Origin of the sequence: Xenorhabdus cabanillasii (assembly GCF_003386665.1) — a bacterium.
GTDB lineage: Bacteria > Pseudomonadota > Gammaproteobacteria > Enterobacterales > Enterobacteriaceae > Xenorhabdus > Xenorhabdus cabanillasii.
In genome coordinates this window covers 528,612-552,841 of record NZ_QTUB01000001.1, presented here as the reverse complement: position 1 = coordinate 552,841, position 24,230 = coordinate 528,612, and the positions used below count along the sequence as shown (strand labels likewise).

Genomic DNA, 24,230 nt, shown 5'->3' with positions numbered 1-24,230 from the left:
CATTATCACCGTTTTATTTCTGCAACTGATTAGCGCCGTGCTAATTGTTCCGATGTTTGTCTTGCATCTTCTGCCTGACACACCGCAGCCGTAAAGAGTACGTCTGTTGAAGAATTCAGTCCCGTTTCAGCCGAATCCTGCAATACACCAATAATCAAACCTACTGCCACAACCTGCATAGCAATCTCATTGGAGATACCGAACATGCTACATGCCAACGGGATCAACAATAGTGATCCACCCGCCACACCTGATGCGCCACATGCTGCAATTGCTGAGACTACACTTAACAGTATTGCCATTGGGATATCAACAGTTATGCCCAGGGTATTTACCGCTGCCAGCGTCAATACGGTAATGGTAACAGCAGCTCCCCCCATATTGATCGTTGCTCCCAAAGGGATTGAGACAGAATAGGTATCCTCATCCAGATTCATACGACGGCACATTGCCATATTAACCGGAATATTAGCTGCTGAACTACGGGTAAAGAATGCAGTTACTCCACTTTCACGTAAGCAGGCAAAAACTAAAGGATAAGGGTTACGGCGTATTTTCCAGTAGACAATCAATGGGTTAACAACCAGTGCAACAACAATCATACACCCCAGTAGTACAACCAACAGTTGTGCATAGCCAAACAACGTTTCAAATCCTGTTGTGGCGATAGTGGAGGCAACCAGACCGAAAATCCCAAGAGGAGCCAGACGAATAACAACACGAACAACCAGAGTCACGGCTTCGGCCAGATCCTGCACCATTGATCTAGTTGATTCCTTTGCATGGCGTAACGCGATACCCAGACCAATCGACCATGCCAGGATACCAACATAATTACCTTTCAATATCGCGTCAATTGGGTTAGCAACGACATTGAGCAACACTCCTCTTAGCACTTCAACAATATTTTCCGGTGGTGACATCTGGGCATCATTAGTCACCAGAATTAATGTCGATGGAAACAGTATGCTGCCGATAACAGCTACCACTGCTGAGAAGAAAGTTCCGGCAATATAGAGAATCAAAATCGGTCGGATATTGGTTTTCTGGCCCTTTTTATGGTTTGCAATAGAAGACATAACCAGAACCCACACCAGAACTGGTGCGACAGCTTTCAAAGCACCAACAAAGAGTGTTCCCAATAGACTGACTGATTGTGCGGCAGAAGGCACTGCCCATGCCAGTAATACCCCTGCAACTAATCCGATAATAATTTGTGTAACGAGGCTCCCTTGTACAATATATTGTACAAAGCCTTTTTGTTGTTTTTCCATAATCTATCCATTTGATATTTAGATTTAATAAGCCTGTTGTTTTTGTATTTGCTTTTCCAGTATAGAAAAGTACAGAGAACTAAAAAGAGTAATTAGTGAAAATATACAATCAGCTCAACAATTGATAACAAAATAGTCACATTTGTGTGATCAAAGCGACAGATTCACTGTTTGATCAGATATTGACGAAATACAGAGAAAAACAAAAAACTAAAGTTTTATTTTAATTCAAATGGTTAAATGAATAATTGGTTTTTGAGACAATAACTGTGATCTGCATTATCTCCAATATTATTGACGGATTAATTTCTTGATCAACCAACAAATGATGGATTTTGTATCTGGAAAAATCGGAAATTCAGGCAGATGGAAGAGTAAATAAGTAAATAGTGCGGTTTTGTTAAAACCTGATAAAACAATTAATCAATTGATATATCTGGACGATTTTATTTTCTTCCCCGTATTAATGTTCAATTGATCACCAAAATTTTCTGTTTCACTACTGATGATTTTGTTAGAGTGTCGCTGTCACTTATTAATGCCTTTTGAAAGGCGTACAAAGGCACTTTATTGACAATCTTAATATAATGCTTTGTATTTTATTGTTATATAATAGAAATACACCATAAATACACCACAAATACACCATAAAAGTAAGATGTAATCCTTAACCCGCGTTTTAGGAACACTTGATGGAAATTGTAACAGACCTCATTTATGCACTTTGGCACCAAGATTATGAAACACTCGCTAACCCGTCATTGGTATGGGCAATCTACCTCCTGCTCTTCACAATCCTGTTCCTGGAAAATGGCGTGTTACCCGCAGCATTTTTGCCAGGTGACAGCTTACTCATATTGGTTGGTGTCCTGATCGCCCAAGATGCAATGTCGTTTCCTGCCACGTTAGTCATCCTTACTGCCGGTGCAAGCCTCGGCTGTTGGGTAGGTTACCTTCAGGGAAGGTGGCTTGGTAATACCCAATTAGTCCGGGGCTGGCTGTCACATCTTCCTTCACATTATCATCAACGCGCCCATAACCTGTTCCACCGTCATGGGCTATCAGCCCTGCTAATTGGTCGTTTTCTTGCGTTTGTCAGAACATTACTGCCTACATTGGCAGGTCTTGCAGGATTGAACAACGCACGTTTTCAGATGTTCAACTGGCTAAGTGGTTTCTTATGGGTAATTATCCTGACAACTCTGGGCTATGCTCTCGGTAAAAGCCCCTTGTTCCGCCAGTACGAACAATACCTTATGAATTTTCTGGTGTTATTACCCGTAGCTCTGTTACTTATTGGCTTAATTGGCAGCCTGACGTTCATCTGGCGTAAGAAACGCACAAATAATTCAGCCCAATAATTCTCTCCATTATTCTCTGTAGCATTGTAGATAACGATGTTACAGGGTGGCAGATTATTGTAGTTTGAGTACCATCCATAAATGACTATCAAAGCGAAAGCCGTTAGGGGTACAGTAATCTATACATGCACTTGATGGCTTGGGGGAAAGGGTAAAATGAAAAAATAGAGTTCAATGTTCCCCAATTTAACCGCTTAATTTCACTGCGATCGTAGGCTGCAATAACCCCCACACATCGGCCATTAACTAACATCAAACGATGTTGAGTGCACGATCCTGTTCACTGAAATGACCAGCAACATGTACCGGGCACAGTGCCAGTGCTGAGAAATTCCGATTAATACGTTCTAAGCTTTCTTTATTAAGTATGATCAGTGTGCGATAGTTTTGTCATTGTTCCTGCATATGATGATGCAAGAAGACTAAAGCAACAAATAACGACACACCACCAGTTACCGTTAGCCATAGATACAACTCCCGCTCTGATTGTTGCCATAAGTGATAAACCAGCCCGAGCAGACTAATAAACACGATAAACCGACTCAGCTCCATATATCTCAAACGTTGCTGCAACGCAAAGATCTTTTGGGATAGATAATCAATGCGTGTTTGCCATGGGCATTTATCGGAAATGTCAGAATTAATGTTTATAGTCATTTTGAAAATACGGCGTTCCTTTGGTTGAGTAATACCAAATTTTCTGGAAAGAATACGACCAAATAATGAATTGAACAGAGGATTCCTGAACCTCAAATAAATGTCATTACGTAATAGGTATGCTCCCAGATTTTGTTTAACAAAGTAATTCGTGAGAGAGCATAAAGGATTAGACAAAAACTGTGACTCGACTTCCAATACTAGAAACCGTGCATATTTACGTGTACATTACACGTAAATCTTGGCGGATGGATAGAAATCATGACAGCAAAACAACGCAATACACAGAGCGTCACTATGACTGTAGAACGTGGCTTACTTAACAGGGCACGTGAAGCAGGTATCAACTTTAGCGCAACACTGACTGCTGCCCTTGATGCCGAATTACGCCTTCATGAAGCGCGGAAATGGAGGGCAGAAAATATGGAAGCTCTGGAGGCGTTAAACCGTTTCCATGACGAACATGGCTGTTTCAGTGATGAATACCGGACATTTTAACTATGCAATTCACAGTTTACCGTAATACGGGCAGAACCACTATTTATCCTCTATTGCTAGACGTAACTAACGACATTATCGGGCAGTTAAACCGCAGAATTATTATTCCGTTACTGCCTGTTGAAAAATATCCTGGCAGTAGTCGTCCGATTAGAATGATCCCTCTTATCAGGCTGATAGATGACAAAGAATATGCGGTAATGACTCACGAGCTAGCAAGTATACCTGTTAATGCTTTGGGGGCAGAATTTTGCGAGGCGTCTCATTATCGCAACGAGGTTAAAGCCGCAATAGATTTTCTCCTTGATGGTATTTAAAACAACTTCCTATATTTATCCCCGATTTTTTAACCCGAAAAATAAAATCTAATAAATAGATATTTAAAGCGTTTATTTTCCTAAAGGGAGTTTTCTGTACAGGTGACTTCAAACCCATAATTTGATTTTGTACAATAAACATTCTGAGAGAATGGGCACAAAACTCCAATAATGTTTTGATTTTCGGACGCTAAAAAGTGATATCCTGCAATAAAGAGAATAACATTAAAAAATTCAGCATAAAACCAACAAGATTTGACATTGGGACAACAAAAAACACAAACCTCATATAATCGCAAACACGAATTCAACGTTGAAGTACTGCACTATCCCTTGTACTCTCCCTTACAAAAAATGCCTACAGAAAAATCGGCTAAAATTTAGGATAAATCTGTCGCATCGTGTGGTAATTTTTCACCATTTCGACTTTAAACTCCCTATAAAAGCGTCTAAGGTAGAAGTTCATCCGTTGTAGATATCCGTTGTAAATATAGTAAGGAGAGTTCTATGCCACAGATGAAAAACTCTGAAGAATTACGTGCTGAATTGCAATCCCTTGCGGATACGCTGGAAGAAGTTCTAAACAGCTCCGAGGATAAGTCCAAAGCTGAGTTAGAAAAATTACGTAGCAAAGCAGAAAAAATGGTGAAAGATGCCCGCACAGCTCTTAGTGATGCCAGTGATAAACTAGCAGATCAGACAAAAGAAATAGCAGGCTGTGCAGACAGTTATGTCCGTGACAACCCCTGGACTAGCGTAGGTATCGGCGCCGCCGTGGGTATCGTATTGGGCGTATTACTGGCAAGACGCTGAAATGACCCAATCATCCCATTCACAAGGTCCAGGAAAAGGAATATTTAATACCTTACGACGAGTGGTAACTCTGGTTGCCGGTATGGTTGAGACTCGCATTCAGCTTGCAGCCGTTGAGTTGGAAGAGGGTGCAGCCACACTGGTACAATTATTGTTGCTGGCAGGGTTCACGCTGTTATTTGCAGCCTTTGGCATAATATGTCTGTTGATACTGGTCTTTCTGGCTGTCGATCCGGCCTATCAGGCTACAGTCATAGCCATTGCCGCAGGAACTCTGCTACTTCTCGCCGTATTTGGCACAATTTGGACTATCAGGAAATCCCGCCAGCTGACTTTTCTTAATGCAACCCGTGAGCAACTCAGGATAGATCGCAAGATGTTGGAGAATGACCATGAATAAATCACGGCGTCAGCAGCGAGAACGGAAAAAACAAGCATTATTACAAGAAATTCAGCAGCAACGACAATCTCTCTCAGCTTATGGCCAGCATTGGCTTACCATCACCCGTTCTTACGATCGTGGCTGGCAGACGCTACTCTCTTTCAAACCTTATCTTGCTATTGGTAGTGGTATATTACTGCTCTATGGTATTCGTCATCCCAGAAAACTTTATCACTGGTCACGTCGTCTGATTAGCATTTGGGCGCACATCAATACCCTACGCAATATATTGAACAGGCGTTAATCATTTTTATTGTTCTTCTTCAAATCCCTTTATGTACATTGGGTTATTTCTTCAAAAAAATTGCACTAAATTGTTAATATTCCTTACTATCAACCTGTAATACCTCTCTTTAGAATACTCTCCATCAAGAAAATATTAGCTAATTGTGCTTTTAGAACACATACCTGGAGATGTTGATGAAAAAATTTGAAGATAGTGGCTTATTAGTGGCGCGTATTTTAATGTCAGTTCTGTTTATTATTGCAGGTTATGGAAAATTAGGGAGTGCTTACGCAGGAACGCAGGAATTCATGGAGGCAATGAAGGTCCCTGGAATTCTACTGCCACTCACTATCTTACTTGAACTCGGTGGCGGAATTGCGGTGTTGTCAGGACTACTGACCCGTACTACAGCAGTGTTTACTTTTATTTTCTGTATTCTGACTGCAATTCTGTTCCACAATGATTTTTCAGATGGCATGAACCAGACTATGTTCCTGAAGAATTTCGCTATCGGTGCTGGTTATCTCATGCTGGCAATGACAGGGCCAGGCAAATTCAGTATTGACCGTGTACTGAATAAGAACTGGTAATTGCCTGCTATTACAAAAAAAGCCCCTTGCCTGTTTACCTGCAAGGGGCTTTCCGCTTATTTATTTCATAAATAATTTGGGGATTTCCCGCAGACACCAGGCTTTAGCTTCCCCCATCCTGTCACGCCGCCATGCCATAATAATGTTGGTTTCATGAGTATATTCCGAACCAATGACCCGCAGACGCCCTTCTGCAATATCGTTCTCCACCATTGTATATGGCATCGTTGCAACCCCCAACCCTGCCAATAAAGCCCGTCGTTTATCTTCCAGTGAACTGACCGTTAAGCGTGATTGCTTATCCAAAAGTTGAACTGTCAGTACCGGACGCTCCCTTGCTGTATCAGCCACGGCTATCCCTCGGTACTTAACCCGTGTGGCATCAGATAACGGTTCCGGTTCAAGGTGAATAGGATGATCCACACTGGCAACATAGACGTTCTTGATGGAATAAAGTGTTCGTGAATTGGTTTCCGCAGATGCCCTGAAATGAATATCTGGTGCAATCACAATGTCTGCATGGCCCGTTTCCAGCCGTTCCCAGGCACCAGCCAACACTTCGGTCATTAATGAAAGCTGAGTATTCGCTTTATTTGCCAGCCTGTCCACAAGAGGAAATAATGACGCAACGGGAAACAGCGCTTCACAGACAATAATCAGATGAGTTTCCCAACCACGGGCAAGCGCTTGTGCATCTGCCGTAAGTTTGTCCGCCACTTCAAGCAATAGCCTGCCCCGATCAAGCAACATTCTGCCGACATTGGTAAACTTTGTACGATGTCCGGAGCGGTCAAACAACACCACATCCAGCTCTTCTTCCAGTTTCTGCATAGTATAACTTAATGCAGAAGGCACCCGCCCCAATTCATCCGCTGCTGCGGCAAAACTTCCTCTCCGGTCTATCGCATCCATCACCCGCAAAGATTCCAGTGTAAGCGCTCGTTCTTTCCCCATGTTATTTACCCATATATTTCTCAATCAGTAAATTTGAATGTAGAGAACAGATTAACTGGCTAACATTTCAACGTCCAGATAATTAAGATCAAGTGCAATAGATATATAACAAATAAATATATGGCAGACGTATGGCAAAGAGATAGTCGTCATGATAATAACCAGAACAGCAAATCAATGCGGGAAAGCCGATTATGGTTGGTTGAAAGCCCGTTATACTTTTTCATTCGGCCACTATTTTGACCCAAATTTTTTGAACTATGGAGCACTTCGGGTACTTAATCAGGAGATCCTTGCTCCAAAAGCAGAATTCAAGCCAAAGGCTTATCCTCATGTCGATATCCTGAATATTATCCTGCAAGGAGAGGCCGAGTACCGTGACAGTGCCGGAAATTATAATCAGGCCCGTCAAGGAGAGTGTCTGCTATTCTCCACCCGTCAGGATCTGCGCTACAGCGAGCACAATATCAGTGATAAAGTACCGCTGAACCGCTTACAACTCTGGCTTAATGCCAATTCTCACCAGGCACCACAGTCTGTACAACGTAGAGTGTTATCTGATCAACCCTTGACTTTGTTGGCCTCACCCACAGCCGAAAAAAACAGTATGTGCCTGCGCCAATCAGCCTGGATAAGCTCTCTTATGCTGCAAGCTAATGATACCCGGACAATATCTTTGCAAGGGAAACGCGCTTATCTGCAATCTGTCAGTGGTAATGTTGAGATTCATGCTCAGAGCTATATCAACAACCAGTTTAATGTGAATATCAAATGTGGGGATGGGATATTTATTCAAGACGAGCCACAACTGCGCCTGCGGGCAATCTCTTCATTTCAGGGCTTGCTAATCGATTTGGGAAGTTAGTATTTCTGCCTGAATATATCTGCTGAAATGAATAAGCCCTATAAAGCGGATGCTCTATAGGGCTGAATCTGTGGAGTCGGCCGATAAGCCGGGTTCTGTCGTGGACAATCATTCATCTAGGCCAGAACTTACGCGCTGGCTCAAGCAACCTACCCGGGTTCGATACGGGCCGTACCATGTGAACCTCTATTTGGTCTTGCTCCGGGTGGAGTTTACCGTGCCACGGACTGTTACCAGCCGCGCGGTGCGCTCTTACCGCACCCTTTCACCCTTACCTGATCTCAGTTTCTTACAAAACTGAGCCATCGGCGGTTTGCTCTCTGTTGCACTGGTCGTAGGCTTTCACCTCCCAGACGTTATCTGGCACCCTGCCCTGTGGAGCCCGGACTTTCCTCTCCTTTACTACTTTCTTCCGAAAGAGGCTCCCGAAAGAAAGAGTAAAGCAGCGACTGTCTAGCCAACTCCGGCGCGGATTATAAAGGGTTTATCACCTGATGTATAGGGGTTTTCATGTTCCCGCTATTTTCATGAACCTTCTTCGGTTTGCTCAAGAGCATAACGGTATAAGGCATTTTTCTTCACGCCATGAATGTCTGCCGCCAGTGCCGCAGCCTTTTTCAGCGGTAGCTCTTTTTGCAGTAATGCCAGTGTCCGCAAGGCTTCTGGAGGGAGACTATCATCTGCTGGTTTGCGATATCCTTCAACAATCAGCACCATTTCTCCCCGCCGGCGGGTTTCATCTTCCCTGACCCATGCCAGTAACTCTCCAGCTGACATTCCCTGAATAGATTCCCATGTTTTTGTCAGCTCCCGCGCTAATATCACATAACGATCCGCCCCCCATACTGTGACAATATCTTCTAAACTGTCCAACAAGCGATGTGTGGACTCATAGAAGATCAATGTCCGCGGCTCCTGCGCCAAATCGCGTAATACATCCCGGCGTCCTTTACTTTTCGCTGGCAAAAAACCTTCGTAGCAAAAACGATCAGAAGGCAGCCCTGCGGCAGACAATGCTGTAATTGCTGCACAAGGCCCCGGCAATGGGACAACATTAATACCCGCTTCACGGCAGCGACGGACAACGTGATACCCCGGATCGTTGATCAACGGTGTTCCGGCATCAGAGACAAGTGCAATACTCAGACCTTGCTGCAATTTCGCAATTAATTGATCTGCTTTCTGCTGTTCATTATGATCATGAAGTGCGAACATGCGCGCATTAATGGCAAAATGCTGAAGCAATAAGCCAGTGTGTCGCGTATCTTCGGCTGCAATCAGATCGACATGTTTAAGAACTTCAAGTGCACGCTGAGTGATATCCCCCAGATTTCCAATAGGGGTTGGCACAACATACAGCGTAGATGTCGTAATCACTGCTCGATTGGGTTGATTCATTGTTTCATCCGAATGACCGATTTAAAATTGAGCATCTTTGAAAAAAACATCACTGGATACAGTATGCTTCCCTCAATTTTTGTGCGTTTCAAAACTGGTTTAGTCTGCTCAGCACTGCTGACGACTATGATTATTGCAGGGTGTACCACGCCTAAACCGCAAGGGCAACCACCTTCTGGGCCACAAGACAAGATCAGCGCAGAGATTAACCGCTATCAGGCTATTATTGATGCTGCTGATAACCATCCTTCTCTGGATGTCATCCGTGCTTATATTGCGCTGGAGCCACATGCAGTAAATGAAACTGCACGTCAGAAAAACATTGATGATACATGGCAGGTACTGACGCATCTGACTTCACAACAACTGAGCGAACTGGTAATTAATGCCAATGAATATACGCTTCAGGGGTGGCTGGATCTGCTAAATGCTTATCAGACCAATAAGCAGGATCAGGATAAACTACGTTCTGCCATTCGTGACTGGCAAATTCGCTATCCGGATAACCCCGCTGCCCGGAGTTTACCTGCTGCCCTGCAACAAATACTGTTTACCCCCACAGATCGTCAGGCCAGTATAGGGCTATTTCTGCCTCTGAGTGGCCAGGCAAAAGCATTTGGGGAGGCAATCCGCCAGGGCTTCCTTGATGCACAAAAAGGCTTGCCACAACCCGAACTACCTGTGAGTGCAAATGATTCTGCCAATGTTAATTCCGTTAATACCAGAGCTTCCGATATCGGAAATACAAATAATACAACAACGGGTGATACTATCAGAGCTGTAGCAGGAACAGATATGGCAAATGCTGATACCGAAAACCCTGAAAATAATTCCGGCGATACCAGTACAGTAGCACAATTTACGATCAGTCCGGTCCCTGTCAATGATCATCCCGTGAAAATCTATGATACCAGCAGCCAGCCTCTGGCTAATCTGTTGGCACAAGCTGAACAGGATGGCGTCACACTGGTAGTCGGCCCATTGCTGAAACCTCAGGTTGAGCAATTGGCCCAGATCAATACACCATTAGAGATTCTGGCTCTTAATAAACCAGACATATTACAACCTCATTCCAATATCTGTTATTTCTCCCTGTCACCGGAAGATGAGGCTAAAAGTGCTGCTTTGCATATCTGGCATCAACAGAAACATAATCCATTGGTGTTAGTACCGCGTACTGTATTGGGTGATCGAGTGGCAAAAGCCTTTGCAGCCGAATGGCAGAAATTAGGCGGTTCCAACGCATTACAGCAATCCTTCGGAACAACAACAGAGATGAGACAATCCATGAACCGTGGTGTTGGGATTCGTTTATCCGGCACACCCATTTCTGTCAGTACTTCTACTCCTGCTATTGACGAGCCACAAGCTAATAAGAACTTATCTGTTGCTGTTACCAGCACTTCCGGTGAGCAAATTGATGCGGTTTACATCGTTGCGACAACGGATGAATTAGCGCTGATCAAGCCAATGATTGATATGGCAATCAGTTCTCGTAAAAAACCCGCTCTTTATGCCAATTCACGTAGCAATAAAGCAGATGCCGGGCCAGATTTTCGTCTGGAAATGGATGGTATGCAATTTAGCGATGTTCCGTTATTGACGGGAACAAATATTCCCTTGATGAAACAGGCCGCAAATAAATTTGGTAATGATTATTCTCTTATGCGACTTTACGCGATGGGAATCGATGCCTGGTCATTAGCCAATCATTTTGCTCAGTTACAACAAGGTATCGGGTTCAATATGAATGGAGCATCCGGAGAGCTTTCCATCACAGAGGGTTGTACAATATCCCGTCAGCTACCGTGGATGCAATTTAATAATGGACGCATTATGGTTGAGAGCCGTATGACAGCAAATAACCCCGCTGATAATACTGACAGCACGATTAACAGTACCGCAGACAGTGTTTCTGTTCAGAATACAAACAAAAATATTGCCATACAGTCGGTACAATAAATTACTTTTTCCTTTTGACCGGTAATTTCAGGATGAAAAAAACCAAAAATAATCGCTATGCGCAGGGATGCCATTATGAACAGCAAGTTAAACAGTTTTTGCAGAAACAAGGTCTTGTCTTTGTCGCAGAGAATGTGAAAATTCGTGGCGGGGAGATTGATCTGATCATGCGTGATAAACAAACATGGGTCTTTGTCGAAGTCCGTTTCCGCCAAAATGCACAATACGGTGATGCCGTTACTACAATTACCCAAAGCAAGCGCAGAAAGATATTGCGCACCGCCTCGTTCTGGCTTTACCAGCGTGATGAATGTATTGAGACTGCGGCCTGCCGCTTTGATGTTTGTGCAATTACCGGTCAGAAATTTGTATGGTTGAAGGATGCTTTCAATTTAAATGAAAACCTATCTGATAGGTTCTGAATGTTTTCCCCCAATAGATTTCGAGTGGCCTCCGGTGAGAGGCAACTCGAAAGATGAAGGGTATACTTATTCGATCAATAAAATAGAAATATATAGGTCATAACGTGCTGGATAGAATTAAAGTCTGCTTTACCGAAAGTATTCAAACACAAATCGCAGCAGCAGAGGCATTACCCGACGCGATATCCCGCGCCGCAATGATGATGGTTCAGTCACTGCTGAATGGCAACAAGATCCTGTGCTGTGGCAACGGCGGCTCTGCCGCAACAGCACAACGTTTTGCAGCCAGTATGATAAACCGATTTGAGACAGAGCGACCAAGTCTGCCAGCGTTGTCGCTGAATGCTGATAATGTGGTGATCACTGCCATCGCCGGCAGTAAACAGCCAGAAGAGATCTACGCAAAACAAGTCAGAGCACTGGGGCAGACCGGAGATGTTCTGCTGGCTATCTCTACACATGGAAACAATCGGGCGATTATCAAAGCAGTAGAAGCCGCTGTCACCCGTGATATGACTATTGTTGCATTGACGGGTTTTGATGGCGGTGAACTGGCAGGGTTGTTGGGGCCACAAGATGTAGAAATCCGCATCCCTTCCCATCACAGTGTCAGAATTCAGGAAGTGCACATACTGACAATTAACTGTCTGTGTGACTTAATCGACAATACGTTATTCCCTCATCAGGATGACTAAGGAGCCAAATAATGCGGTTATTTTCTCTATTATTGGTATTTTGTAGTGCAATGTTATTACAGGGATGTATTGGTGCTGCCATCATCGGCTCTGCTGCTATTGCAACCAAAGCAGGCACCGATCCCCGTACAGTCGGGCAACAAGTTGACGATACCACTTTAGAAGCTCGTATCAGTAATGACATCAGCAAAGACCCACAAATTAAGTCCCGGGCTCGTATCGTTACCACAGTTTATGATGGAAAAGTGTTATTAACCGGCCAGAGCCCAGACATGCAGCTGGCGGATCGGGCCAAGCAGATAGCATCAAAAGTCGAAGGGGTTAGTGTAGTTTACAACGAAATCAGACAAGGTAATCCTGTTGCACTCAGTACTGCATCTTTAGATACCTGGCTGACGACGAAAGTACGTTCGAAAATTCTGGCCAGTGATGCGGTGAAGTCATCAAATATTAAAATTGTGACTGAGAATGGCGAAGTCTTTTTGTTCGGCATTGTTACCAGGCAGGAAGGGGCTGATGCCGCGAAGATTGCCAGTGAAACTGACGGGGTTAAACGTGTAACCACTGCATTCATTTATCTTGATTAGATTTGATATTGAAAGTAGCGATTAGCACGATACAAATCACGGTATCAACAGTAAAACGTCACGGTTAATTTTTTTCCAACAAACTCTGCCAAATAAACTATTACAAACAAAGCGGCACAAAAAAGTGCTGCTTTGTTTGGGTTTTTCTACTGTTTCCTGAGCACCGCATTTCAAATTATTTACTCAATTTATTTGTTTTTAGATAACTCTGTCCCCCTAATAACTGCATTTGCCGTAAGATCCATCGCTGACGTTGCAACACATAAGCAGAAGGTGCATCAACCCTATAGCGGAGAGGATTAGGTAACACTGCCGCCAAAAGAGCGGCCTCAGAAGCTGTCAATCGACTGGCTGGTTTGCCGAAATAGTGTTGAGCAGCTTCTTCCACACCAAAAATACCCTCACCAAATTCAGCAATATTGAGATAGACTGTTAAAATGCGTTTCTTTGACCACAGTAGCTCCAGCACAACCGTCATTCCCGTCTCCAGCCCTTTCCTCACCCAACTACGTCCTTCCCACAGAAAGAGGTTCTTAGCGGTTTGCTGAGTTATGGTGGAAGCACCACGTATTCGCTTCCGATACTTTTTGTTATGTTCTACTGCCATTGCTATCGCTGGAAAATCAAACCCCCAGTGTTGCGGAAACCGTTGATCCTCGGCAGCAATCACGGCTAATGCCATATAAGGTGAAATTTGCTCTTGAGCTACCCAGGCAGAGCGAGAAACATAAGATAAATTAATTGACACTAACGCACTGATTTGCTTCTCCAGCATCACCATAGAAAACGGCACCGGCAGAAATGAAAATGTGATTACAGCAACAAACCACAAAAAAGTGATCATACACACAATTTTTTTCAACCAGTGCCATAATATTGAAAAAGGATTTTTCATCCTATTACTCAATCATTTCCAATATTTTTCTGACCAATTTGTCTATCCCAATTTCAGCCTCAGATAAAGATTGAGCAAGCATATAAGCTGGCGTTGTTACAATTTTATTTTCAAAATCAATAACAATGCCATCAACCGGACACTCTATATGAACCCCTCCCATTTTTTCTATCTGTGCTACCGTTTCGGGATCATTACCTACAGTGACTTTTATCGGTTTATCTAATATTTTGGGAACCATAACAGGTGCAATACACATAAAACCCATTGGCTTGCCTCTTTGGTGCATATTTCGCACAACACTTAAAAAATCATTATTTATTTCACAATCAGATCCTTTAAATGCGAAATTACATAAATTTTTAGCTGCGCCAAAACCGCCGGGAACAATCAGTGCATCCAAAGTATTAACATCAACCTCAGATAATGGCTGAATATTACCTCTTGTTATACGGGCTGACTCTTCCATTATGTGACGAATTTCTTGTTTTTCTTCTCCATTAAGATGATTAATTACATGATGTTGTGACTCATCAGGCGAAAAAAAAGATACTTCAGCTCCCAAACGACTCAAAGAGAGCATAGTTAAAACTGATTCGTGGATTTCACTACCGTCATAGACCCCACATCCACTTAATATAACTGCAACAGATTTCATATTCCTCTCCATTTGTAGTAGATTAATGCTTAACCCCTTAGAGGGTTAAACACCAATCTTCATCACAGATTTTAATGAATCTTGTAACAAAAAATCTTATCTTTGCTATGTTGGTACTTGTACTTTGTGTGGAAGAATTCTTTAATTGCTCGCGCCTAAAATAAATCTTAGATAAGCGGGCAAACAAGTTTCCCTGGTGTTGGCGCAGTATTCGCGCACCCCAACTTCGGTTGGGGTTATTTTTTTGTAGCGCTCGCCAGCCAGTTTCTCAATGTTTCCGTATCATGTTTCCATTCCTGACTCAGCTCATCTGCCCACTCTTGCACGTTATCCCACCAGGCTGGTAAATCCGGTGATTGGATCTGCTGTGCTAATTGTTGTAAATGACGTAATCCGACAGAACCGGCAGCCCCCTTGATTTTATGAGCCTCTTCCGTAATGCCTTTTTGATCCTTTGCTGTCATATTCGATTCCAGTAAAGCAAGGTAGTTTGGCATCATATTTTCAAAGATGGTCAGATTATCAGCAATCATCTTCGGACCGACTAAATCGATGTACTGATTGAGCATCTCTAAATCAAGGAGTTCATCAAGGAATTCTTCACCCTTTTTCAAGTTAATTGCCTCTGGTAACAGAGGTGCAGATTCAGCCGGTTTACCCCAGAATTTTTCCATTACGGCAGTCAGTTCCTTAACAGAAAGAGGCTTATTAAGAACTTCGTCCATACCTGCCTCAAGATATTCTTTTTTGTCTTTCAAAACATTGGCAGTCAGAGCGATCAGTGGAGGGAGAGTGTGATTCTGGTAACGTTTATGCAACTCACGAGCAATATCCCATCCAGTCATATCCGGTAACTGGATATCAAGCAGCACCAAGTCATATTCATCGGGATCAAACATATCCAGAGCATCACGACCATTCATGGCGACATCTACACTATTACCGAGTCTTTCCAGAACAGAACGGGCAACAATGACATTCAGCTCAATATCTTCAACTAACAGGATATTCAGTGCGGGTAATGGCAGTGAATCTTCTTCTTCCCCTCCCGCAGCGTTTTCATCAATCGCAGGGGCAATCACAGACAAGGTAAAACAAGATCCTTCCCCTACTGTACTCTTAACCGTAATATCACCTCCCATAGCTTGTGCAAGCCGTTTGGATACAGCAAGGCCGATCCCTGTCCCCGTTGCCGGACGTCCGCCAGCGCTGTCTCTCACCTGATAATACATAGCGAAGATTTTTTCTAGTTCATCAGAAGGGATACCAATACCGGAATCAGTGACTTCAAACAGCAGGCGATCTTCTTTTTCACACCAGATACGCACTCTGATTTCACCTTTCTGGGTAAATTTCACGGCATTGCCAATTAAATTCCATAGAATTTGACGCAGGCGAGTACCATCAGCCAATACTTTGGCAGGTAATGGCAATTCTGGCTCTAAAACAAACCGAATTCCTTTTGGTTGTGCCAACAATCCGGACAAATTCTCCAAATCAGCCATAAAGCCGGTAAAATCAATCGGCTGAGTATCAAGTTGGATCTTACGGCGCTCAATTTTATCTAACTCAATAATATCATTAAAGATATTACCCAGAGTTATCGCACTGACGTGGATTGTTTTCAGATAGTTGCACTGTTCTGGTGTCAGATTAGTATCCAGCAGGATACGACTTAAACCGACAATGCCATTTAAAGGCGTACGAAGCTCATGGCTAATCGTAGAGATAAAGGTAGTCTTATCCCTGCTGGCACTCTCCAACGCGTCCTGATAGCGCTTATGCTCCGTTATATCGCGTCCGAATCCCATCAGGCCATGACGTCTACCAATACGATCATAAAAAGGAACTTTTCTCAGCTCAAAACAGGCCTTGCGTCCATCAGGATAAACCAGCCATTGTTCATAAGTCAGCGAGACGTTATGACGAAAGACTTTTTCATCTGTTTCCATCACTTTGCTGGCGATCTCTTTGTCGTAAACCTCTACCGGTGTCAGACCAATCAGCTGCTTTTCGCTTTTGCCTGTCAGCAGTTCCATCGCACGGTTACAGCCAGAAAACTCATTATCTTCATTGCGGTAATAAACCAGATCAGGTGAAGCATCAAGGAATGAACGCAACAGAACCGATTGCTGTTCAAATTCAATCTGTGTTTTTTCACGGTACTCCATTTCTAATTTCAATTTTTCCAGCAACACCAGATGAGCTTGTTCTGCTTTTTCCCTTTCGCTGATTTCTTGATTTAATTGAGTAATATTGTCTTTTAGCTGCTGATTCAATATTGCATCACGCTGACGCATTTCCTCCAGCTTTGCCACCAAACTGGATAAGCGTTGGCGGGACTCTTCAAGTTGCTCGACGACAATAGAGAGAAAATAAACCGCCCACGGCGTAATTAATAAACCAAAAAAGATAGAACGGATTAAATCGATACGTTGTACTTCCCCATGCAAGACAAATGTCACTGCCATTTGCATCGCCATTGCCAGGATCACCAGAACAGATGCCAATAGTAACGAAAAGCGTACTAATCCCAGTTTCATCATTAAATCAACGTAATATTGGGCAAGCCCCCTGATCAGCTTCATAACAACTCCAAGTAAAATCACCAGATTGAATCATAACTTAAATAAAGCCCAACTTCGTTAAGGGATATTGTTCTTAATCCCTTAAAAGAATAAAAAATCAAAAAAACAGAATAATAAATCAAACCTGATTTTAGTTACTTATAAAAGAACAAAAATCGATCAACCATTTACTCTTAACGAACACAAAATACACAATAACATGCCAATAATATTCATGGGAAAAGATTAATATTCTAAAAAAAGTCATTTTTTAAGCATATTTAAAACACATACTATGGATAAATTAGTGATATAACTCACATCATCTCTAAGTCATGATCTGAGTCACATAATAAGGCAATAACAATATTTTTATTTTAATTCAAACTGATATGCATTTTTCAATTACATAAAACACGATCTAACATTATTTGACCTGTTTTATTTTTCTCGCTAAGTTGGGAATTCGCTGAAAATTACCTGTTGGTTCTTTCCCCAGCTCATATTTATGCAGTGACCTTATACAGAAATACAATATCATTTCGCTCTGCTGTTTCTATTAACGGTTATGACTGACAAATAGTTATTACCGGTAAAACAAACTAAAACAAATGGTATTTGACTGAGGGCGCAATTCAGACGTCTGTAGCAATAATAATCTATATCATCTCGTGAGTGATGTAAGAGTTGGACAGAACTTGGGAGCTTTACCATGTTGTATGACAAATTACAGGAAAAAGATAACTGTGGCTTTGGATTAATCGCACATATTGAAGGGGAGCCAAGCCACAAGGTTGTGCGCACAGCAATACATGCACTTGCCAGAATGCAACATCGGGGAGCAATTCTGGCAGATGGAAAAACGGGTGACGGCTGTGGCTTATTAATGCAAAAACCTGACCGGTTTTTCCAGATGATTGCCAATGAACAATCATGGCGTCTGGCAAAGAACTACGCCGTCGGTATGTTGTTTTTGAGTCAGGATAGCCAGATAGCCCAATCATGCCGCGATATTATTGAACAAGAATTAGAAAATGAAACGCTGTCCATTGCCGGATGGCGAGAAGTCCCTATCAATCGCGATATTTTAGGCAACATCGCACTGTCAAGCCTCCCCCGCATTGAACAAATTTTTGTTAATGCCCCTGCCGGATGGCGATCACAGGATTTGGAACGTCGTCTATTCATTGCCCGTCGCCGTATAGAGAAACGCATTACCGATGACGATTTTTATATTTGCAGCCTCTCCAATCTGGTCACGATTTACAAAGGGCTATGTATGGCGGCTGATCTGCCTCGGTTTTACTCAGATTTGGCAGATCTACGCATGGAGTCAGCAATCTGCCTGTTCCATCAGCGGTTTTCAACTAATACCGTCCCTCGCTGGCCATTAGCACAGCCGTTTCGTTATCTGGCTCATAATGGTGAAATCAATACGATCACCGGAAACCGCGAATGGGCCAAAGCGAGAGCCTATAAATTCCGTACCCCTTTGATCCCTGACTTACAAACTGCGGCTCCTTTTGTCAACGAAACGGGTTCAGATTCCAGTTCACTGGATAATATGCTGGAACTGTTTCTTAATGGCGGTATGGATTTGATCCGTGCAATGCGTTTACTGGTTCCCCCCGCCTGGCAGAACAACCCAGATATGGATGAAGATCTGCGTGCTTTCTTCGATTTTAATTCCATGCATATGGAGCCGTGGGATGGGCCGGCTGGTATCGTTATTTCAGACGGGCGCTATGCAGCCTGTAACCTCGACCGCAACGGCTTACGTCCGGCACGTTATGTTATTACCAAGGATAAACTGATCACCTGTGCTTCAGAAGTGGGGATCTGGGAGTACCAACCCGATGAAGTCGTAGAAAAAGGGCGCATCGGCCCAGGTGAATTAATGGTAATCGATACCCGGAAAGGCCGAATTCTCCATTCTGCCGAAACCGATAATGATTTAAAAAGCCGCCATCCTTATAAAGAGTGGCTGGAAAAGAATGTCAATCACCTGATTCCTTTCGAAAAATTACCAGAAGAACAAGTTGGCACACGGGATTTTGACGATCGCATACTGGCAACCTATCACAAACAGTTTGCCTACAGTAATGAAGAGCTGGATCAAATCATCCGCGTACTCGGCGAGAATGGTCAGGAAGCAACAGGTTCAATGGGAGATGATACACCATTTGCCGTACTTTCCAGCCGCCCACGCATAATCTACGACTATTTCCGCCAGCAATTTGCTCAAGTTACCAATCCTCCCATCGATCCGCTGCGTGAAGCACATGTTATGTCACTGTCCACCCGCATAGGCCGGGAGATGAATGTCTTTTGTGAAGCTGAAGGACAGGCCCACCGCCTGAGTTTCGAATCCCCGGTACTGCTCTATCCCGATTTTGTGCAACTGACAACACAGCAAGGCTCTTATTATCGCGCAGAAACATTGGATTTAACGTTTAACCCACAAGAAACTAATCTCAAAACCGCAGTTTCAACCCTGTGCGAACAAGCAGAAAAACGTGTCCGTAATGGTGCGGTATTGCTGGTCTTATCCGACCGTAATATTTCTCCGGAAAGATTACCGATCCCTGCCCCAATGGCAGTTGGTGCCATCCAGCACTGTTTGGTGGAAAAAAGTTTGCGTTGTGATGCCAACCTGATAGTCGAAACCGCCAGTGCCCGCGATCCACACCATTTCGCGGTGTTGCTTGGCTTTGGTGCTACCGCTGTTTACCCTTATCTGGCGTATGAATCATTGGGCAAAATGATCGATGACGGCACAATCAATACCCCATATGCCCGTGTGATGCTGAATTATCGTAATGGTATCAATAAAGGGTTATATAAGATCATGTCCAAAATGGGCATCTCCACGATTTCTTCCTATCGCTGTTCTAAGTTGTTTGAAGCTGTCGGCTTACATTCTGAAATAACAGCTCTCTGCTTCAATGGGGTCGTCAGCCGGATTGAAGGCGCTGATTTCAACGACTTCGAACAAGATTTACGTAACCTTTCCAGACGGGCGTGGCTGCACCGCCACACCATCGATCAGGGTGGATTACTAAAATATGTCCACAATGGGGAATATCACGCTTATAACCCTGATGTCGTGAGTACTTTACAAACAGCAGTTCATAGCGGCAAGTACAGTGATTATCAGAAGTACTCACAATTGGTTAACGGCCGTCCTATCACAACACTACGCGACCTGCTGGCAATATCGCCAAAAGGAGAGCCGATTTCCATTGAAGAAGTCGAACCCGCCGAAGCACTGTTCAAACGTTTTGACACCGCAGCTATGTCAATTGGTGCGCTAAGCCCTGAAGCACATGAAGCACTGGCTGAAGCAATGAATACACTGGGTGGTTTCTCTAATTCCGGCGAAGGTGGAGAAGATCCCGCTCGCTATGGTACGAAAAAAGTTTCCCGGATTAAGCAAGTTGCTTCCGGGCGTTTTGGCGTCACTCCTGCTTATTTAAGCAGTGCCGATGTCATTCAAATTAAAGTTGCCCAGGGAGCAAAACCCGGTGAAGGCGGACAATTACCGGGAGATAAGGTGACACCTTATATCGCCAGACTACGTTATTCGATTCCCGGTGTGACTCTGATTTCGCCACCACCGCATCATGATATTTATTCTATCGAAGATTTGGCCCAGTTAATCTTTGATCTGAAACAGGTCAATCCTAATGCCCTGATTTCTGTGAAATTGGTTTCAGAGCCGGGTGTAGGAACCATCGCTACCGGAGTAGCAAAAGCCTATGCTGATTTAATCACCATCGCCGGCTATGACGGAGGAACAGGAGCAAGTCCTCTGTCCTCTGTAAAATATGCCGGTTGTCCGTGGGAACTCGGCCTGGTAGAAACCCAGCAAGCGCTGGTCGCTAATGGTTTGCGCCATAAAATTCGTCTTCAGGTTGACGGCGGGTTAAAAACAGGTGTGGACATTATCAAAGCCGCTATTTTAGGTGCAGAAAGTTTTGGTTTTGGTACGGGACCAATGGTTGCGCTCGGCTGTAAATACCTGAGAATTTGTCATCTCAATAACTGTGCAACCGGAATAGCAACACAAGATGAGAAATTGCGTCAGTCTCATTATCACGGGCTGCCTGAACGCGTAATGAATTATTTCCGCTTCATCGCACAGGAAACGCGTGAAATTCTGGCTCAACTGGGAATACGCAAATTAACAGATTTGATTGGCCGCACAGATTTGCTTGAAATACTGGAAGGTATCTCTGCCAGGCAGAGTAAACTCAATCTTGAACCTTTACTGGAAACAGCACAGCCCCATGAAGGCAAAGCCCAGTATTGCACTGAAGATAACCCTTCCTTTGATCAGGGTGTGCTCAATAAAGCGATTATCAATCAGGCCCTGCCTTTTGTAAAAAAAGCGCAGAGTAAAAAATTCTATTTTGATATCCAGAATACTGACCGCTCTGTCGGGGCATCACTGTCTGGCGCGATTGCCGCAATACATGGTGATCAGGGGCTGGCGGGTAACCCAATAAAATTACATTTTACAGGAACAGCCGGACAAAGTTTTGGGGTCTGGAACGCAGGCGGAGTTGGATTAACATTAACCGGTGATGCCAATGATTACGTCGGTAAGGGTATGGCAGGTGGACAGATTGTTATTTTGCCTCCGGTTGGCTCTGCATTCAAAAGTCACGAAGCAACGATTATTGGCAATACCTGCCTTTATGGTGCAACTGGCGGAAAATTGTTTGCCGCCGGATGTGCAGGTGAACGCTTTGCAGTCAGAAATTCAGGTGCCATCACCGTGGTTGAGGGTATCGGAGATAACGGCTGTGAATATATGACAGGTGGAATAGTCTGTGTTCTGGGTAACACAGGAGTCAACTTTGGTGCAGGTATGACAGGAGGGTTCGCGTATGTTCTCGATGAATCTGATGATTTCCGCAAACGGGTTAACTCTGAATTAGTCGAAGTTCTTTCAATTGATACCCTCTCCATTCATAAAGAACACTTACGCGGATTAATCACCGAACATGTTCGCCTGACCGGCTCCCAACACGGTGAAAGTATTCTGGAAAACTGGTCACAATGGGTCAATAAATTCGCACTGGTTAAACCTAAGTCCAGTGATGTCAGTGCACTGCTGGGGCACCGCAGCCGCTCCTCCGCAGAATTGCGAGTTCAGGCGCAGTAGGAGTTAAGAATGAGTCAAAATGTTTATCAATTTATCGACCTACAGCGTGTCGATCCCCCAAAAAAAGCGTTGAAAATCCGCAAAATAGAATTTGTGGAAATTTATGAGCCTTTTTCTGAAATTCAAGTTCAGGCGCAGGCAGATCGCTGCCTCGCATGTGGAAATCCGTATTGTGAGTGGAAATGCCCGGTACATAACTACATCCCGAACTGGCTAAAATTAGCCAATGAAGGCCGCATTATTGAAGCAGCAGAGCTATCCCATCAAACAAATAGCCTGCCGGAAGTTTGTGGACGGGTTTGTCCGCAGGATCGTCTGTGTGAAGGTGCCTGTACACTGAACGACGACTTTGGTGCCGTCACTATCGGTAATATTGAGCGTTATATTAACGATACTGCTATTGCGATGGGTTGGAAACCCGATATGTCACACGTGAGCACGACAGACAAACGAGTCGCCGTCGTTGGTGCAGGCCCTGCTGGATTAGCATGCGCTGATGTACTGACACGCAATGGTGTGCAGGTTGTCGTTTACGATCGACATCCTGAAATCGGCGGATTGCTCACATTTGGTATTCCTGCTTTTAAACTGGAAAAAGAGGTCATGAGCCGACGCAGAGAAATTTTTACCGAAATGGGTATCGAATTCTGCCTAAATACAGAAATAGGGAAAGATGTCACACTTGCTGAACTCACAAAGCAATTTGATGCCGTCTTTTTGGGCGTTGGAACTTATCAGTCCATACATGGCGGCCTGGAAAATGAAAATGCCGACGAGGTATATAATGCTCTGCCTTTTCTAATTGCCAATACCCGTCATTTAATGGGCTATGAAGAATTACCGGAACAACCCTATATTGATATGAAAGGTAAGCGGGTTTTGGTTCTGGGGGGTGGTGACACGGCAATGGACTGCGTACGTACTTCTGTCCGTCAGGGTGCAACCAAAGTGATTTGTGCCTATCGGCGGGATGAAGACAATATGCCCGGTTCTCGCCGTGAAGTAAAAAATGCCCGGGAAGAAGGCGCTGAATTCCAATTCAACCTCCAACCAGTCAGCATTGAAGTCAATGATAGAGGTCATGTTCGAGGTGTCAGAGTAGCTAAAACACAATTAGGTGAAATGGATGAAAAAGGCCGGCGCCAGGCTGAAATCATGCCAGATTCAGAGTTTATCATTGAAGCTGATGCTGTGATTATGGCGTTTGGTTTCAAACCACACACCATGCAATGGCTGGATGAATATCAGGTCAATCTTGATCAACAAGGACGCATTATCGCCCCCGAATCCAGTGATTTTCCTTTCCAAACCAGCAACCCTAAAATCTTTGCTGGTGGAGATGCTGTCAGAGGTTCTGATTTAGTAGTCACCGCCATTGCTGAAGGCAGAGGAGCCGCCTCCGGCATTCTTGATTACCTTGAGGTTTAATTTCATTTTATCCTGAATTTTTCTCCGGTCTTTTGATCGGAGAAAATCTCACAAAATAGACTCTCACTTCTCTTTTATTGTCATTCTAAAACCACCTCTTGTTGGAATTAGTGATCATTTTTCATTTGATTGATGAATCCTATCAATATATATAAAATTAATCGTTATTGACGATCAATTTATTGATATTTTTTGATTCGTCTGGTACATTTTTTGTGTGCACAGAAAATTGTTCTCTATAACCACCACCTACTATAGAGGTAGTAATAATTTCCCTTTTACTACCATGATTATTGTATTTTTTTGTGTTATGCGACTATTCTTATATCCCAAAAGTAAATATTTGAATTTAATATCCTAGCTAATCTTAAAAATAGGTTTTATTTCTTTTTTAAAGAAAGGTTTCAGCATATACCTGCCGGATATAAAGAAGATATGAAGGATTAATGAA

21 protein-coding genes and 1 other RNA gene are annotated in these 24,230 nt (G+C 43.6%); 14 read left to right on the top strand and 8 right to left on the bottom strand.

Features of this window, described 5'->3' with window-relative positions:
• Nucleotides 1–29: 29 nt before the first annotated feature.
• On the bottom strand, nt 30–1,274 hold the full coding sequence (sstT, locus tag BDD26_RS02750; RefSeq protein ID WP_038259604.1) for a serine/threonine transporter SstT: 1,245 nt from the start codon (nt 1,272–1,274) through the stop codon (nt 30–32).
• A 692-nt stretch (nt 1,275–1,966) separates the two neighbouring features.
• Here sstT and BDD26_RS02745 point away from each other — a divergent pair.
• Nucleotides 1,967–2,635 carry a DedA family protein gene (locus tag BDD26_RS02745; RefSeq protein ID WP_115825474.1) on the top strand — a complete coding sequence of 223 codons (669 nt, stop codon included), beginning with the start codon at nt 1,967–1,969 and terminating at the stop codon, nt 2,633–2,635.
• Between the two features lie 390 nt (nt 2,636–3,025).
• Here the strand turns inward: BDD26_RS02745 and BDD26_RS19345 are convergent, their stop codons facing one another.
• Nucleotides 3,026–3,388 carry a hypothetical protein gene (locus BDD26_RS19345; protein WP_170140359.1) on the bottom strand — a complete coding sequence of 121 codons (363 nt, stop codon included), beginning with the start codon at nt 3,386–3,388 and terminating at the stop codon, nt 3,026–3,028.
• Nucleotides 3,389–3,553: 165 nt separating this feature from the next.
• On the opposite strand from BDD26_RS19345, the gene BDD26_RS02735 reads away from it, so the two are divergent.
• From BDD26_RS02735 to BDD26_RS02710, 6 genes are all read left to right on the top strand, one after another.
• Nucleotides 3,554–3,790, top strand: a complete 237-nt coding sequence (locus BDD26_RS02735; protein WP_115825472.1) for a type II toxin-antitoxin system CcdA family antitoxin — start codon at nt 3,554–3,556, stop codon at nt 3,788–3,790.
• 2 nt (nt 3,791–3,792) lie between these two features.
• Nucleotides 3,793–4,107, top strand: coding sequence for a CcdB family protein (locus BDD26_RS02730; RefSeq protein ID WP_115825471.1), 315 nt, complete (start codon nt 3,793–3,795; stop codon nt 4,105–4,107).
• A gap of 507 nt (nt 4,108–4,614) precedes the next feature.
• Nucleotides 4,615–4,920 (top strand): ElaB/YgaM/YqjD family protein, encoded by a 306-nt coding sequence (locus BDD26_RS02725; RefSeq protein WP_038259599.1) that lies wholly within the window; start codon nt 4,615–4,617, stop codon nt 4,918–4,920.
• 1 nt (nt 4,921) lies between these two features.
• Complete coding sequence (locus BDD26_RS02720; RefSeq protein WP_038259598.1) at nt 4,922–5,320, top strand: phage holin family protein; 399 nt, start codon at nt 4,922–4,924, stop codon at nt 5,318–5,320.
• Nucleotides 5,313–5,606 (top strand): YqjK-like family protein, encoded by a 294-nt coding sequence (locus tag BDD26_RS02715; protein WP_038259597.1) that lies wholly within the window; start codon nt 5,313–5,315, stop codon nt 5,604–5,606. The genes BDD26_RS02720 and BDD26_RS02715 overlap by 8 nt, the downstream gene beginning before the upstream one ends.
• 176 nt (nt 5,607–5,782) lie before the next feature.
• A complete protein-coding gene (locus BDD26_RS02710; RefSeq protein ID WP_038259596.1) occupies nt 5,783–6,178 on the top strand; it encodes a DoxX family protein in 396 nt (131 codons plus the stop codon).
• 60 nt (nt 6,179–6,238) lie between these two features.
• Here BDD26_RS02710 and BDD26_RS02705 read toward each other — a convergent pair whose 3' ends face one another.
• Nucleotides 6,239–7,132: a LysR family transcriptional regulator gene (locus BDD26_RS02705; protein ID WP_115825470.1), complete on the bottom strand. Its 894-nt coding sequence runs from the start codon at nt 7,130–7,132 to the stop codon at nt 6,239–6,241.
• A gap of 151 nt (nt 7,133–7,283) precedes the next feature.
• Here BDD26_RS02705 and BDD26_RS02700 point away from each other — a divergent pair, with 151 nt between their 5' ends.
• Nucleotides 7,284–7,997, top strand: a complete 714-nt coding sequence (locus tag BDD26_RS02700; RefSeq protein ID WP_115825469.1) for a pirin family protein — start codon at nt 7,284–7,286, stop codon at nt 7,995–7,997.
• Nucleotides 7,998–8,065: 68 nt separating this feature from the next.
• Here the strand turns inward: BDD26_RS02700 and rnpB are convergent.
• Together rnpB and rsmI are read right to left on the bottom strand one after the other, a co-directional pair.
• Nucleotides 8,066–8,462, bottom strand: an RNA gene (rnpB, locus tag BDD26_RS02695) — RNase P RNA component class A.
• A gap of 60 nt (nt 8,463–8,522) precedes the next feature.
• Nucleotides 8,523–9,395 carry a 16S rRNA (cytidine(1402)-2'-O)-methyltransferase gene (gene rsmI / locus BDD26_RS02690; RefSeq protein ID WP_038259593.1) on the bottom strand — a complete coding sequence of 291 codons (873 nt, stop codon included), beginning with the start codon at nt 9,393–9,395 and terminating at the stop codon, nt 8,523–8,525.
• Between the two features lie 63 nt (nt 9,396–9,458).
• On the opposite strand from rsmI, the gene BDD26_RS02685 reads away from it, so the two are divergent.
• The 4 genes from BDD26_RS02685 to dolP all read left to right on the top strand — a co-directional run bounded on the left by BDD26_RS02685 (nt 9,459) and on the right by dolP (nt 13,061).
• Nucleotides 9,459–11,357: a penicillin-binding protein activator gene (locus tag BDD26_RS02685; RefSeq protein ID WP_115825468.1), complete on the top strand. Its 1,899-nt coding sequence runs from the start codon at nt 9,459–9,461 to the stop codon at nt 11,355–11,357.
• 32 nt (nt 11,358–11,389) lie between these two features.
• Nucleotides 11,390–11,779, top strand: coding sequence for a YraN family protein (locus BDD26_RS02680; RefSeq protein WP_115825467.1), 390 nt, complete (start codon nt 11,390–11,392; stop codon nt 11,777–11,779).
• A 104-nt stretch (nt 11,780–11,883) separates the two neighbouring features.
• A complete protein-coding gene (gene diaA, locus BDD26_RS02675) occupies nt 11,884–12,474 on the top strand; it encodes a DnaA initiator-associating protein DiaA (RefSeq protein ID WP_038259590.1) in 591 nt (196 codons plus the stop codon).
• A gap of 11 nt (nt 12,475–12,485) precedes the next feature.
• The gene (gene dolP, locus BDD26_RS02670; protein WP_038259589.1) at nt 12,486–13,061 is read left to right on the top strand and encodes a division/outer membrane stress-associated lipid-binding lipoprotein; all 576 of its coding nucleotides are present in this window, start codon (nt 12,486–12,488) and stop codon (nt 13,059–13,061) included.
• A gap of 175 nt (nt 13,062–13,236) precedes the next feature.
• On the opposite strand, the gene mtgA is transcribed toward dolP, so the two are convergent.
• The 3 genes from mtgA to arcB form a co-directional block, all read right to left on the bottom strand.
• A complete protein-coding gene (gene mtgA, locus BDD26_RS02665) occupies nt 13,237–13,956 on the bottom strand; it encodes a monofunctional biosynthetic peptidoglycan transglycosylase (RefSeq protein WP_038259588.1) in 720 nt (239 codons plus the stop codon).
• Nucleotides 13,957–13,960: 4 nt separating this feature from the next.
• Nucleotides 13,961–14,614 (bottom strand): isoprenoid biosynthesis glyoxalase ElbB, encoded by a 654-nt coding sequence (gene elbB / locus BDD26_RS02660; protein WP_038259587.1) that lies wholly within the window; start codon nt 14,612–14,614, stop codon nt 13,961–13,963.
• A 236-nt stretch (nt 14,615–14,850) separates the two neighbouring features.
• The gene (arcB, locus tag BDD26_RS02655) at nt 14,851–17,202 is read right to left on the bottom strand and encodes an aerobic respiration two-component sensor histidine kinase ArcB (protein ID WP_115825466.1); all 2,352 of its coding nucleotides are present in this window, start codon (nt 17,200–17,202) and stop codon (nt 14,851–14,853) included.
• A gap of 691 nt (nt 17,203–17,893) precedes the next feature.
• Between arcB and gltB the strand changes: the two genes are divergently transcribed.
• Nucleotides 17,894–22,351 (top strand): glutamate synthase large subunit, encoded by a 4,458-nt coding sequence (gltB, locus tag BDD26_RS02650; protein ID WP_115825465.1) that lies wholly within the window; start codon nt 17,894–17,896, stop codon nt 22,349–22,351.
• 9 nt (nt 22,352–22,360) lie between these two features.
• A complete protein-coding gene (locus BDD26_RS02645; RefSeq protein ID WP_115825464.1) occupies nt 22,361–23,779 on the top strand; it encodes an FAD-dependent oxidoreductase in 1,419 nt (472 codons plus the stop codon).
• Nucleotides 23,780–24,230 lie beyond the last annotated feature (451 nt).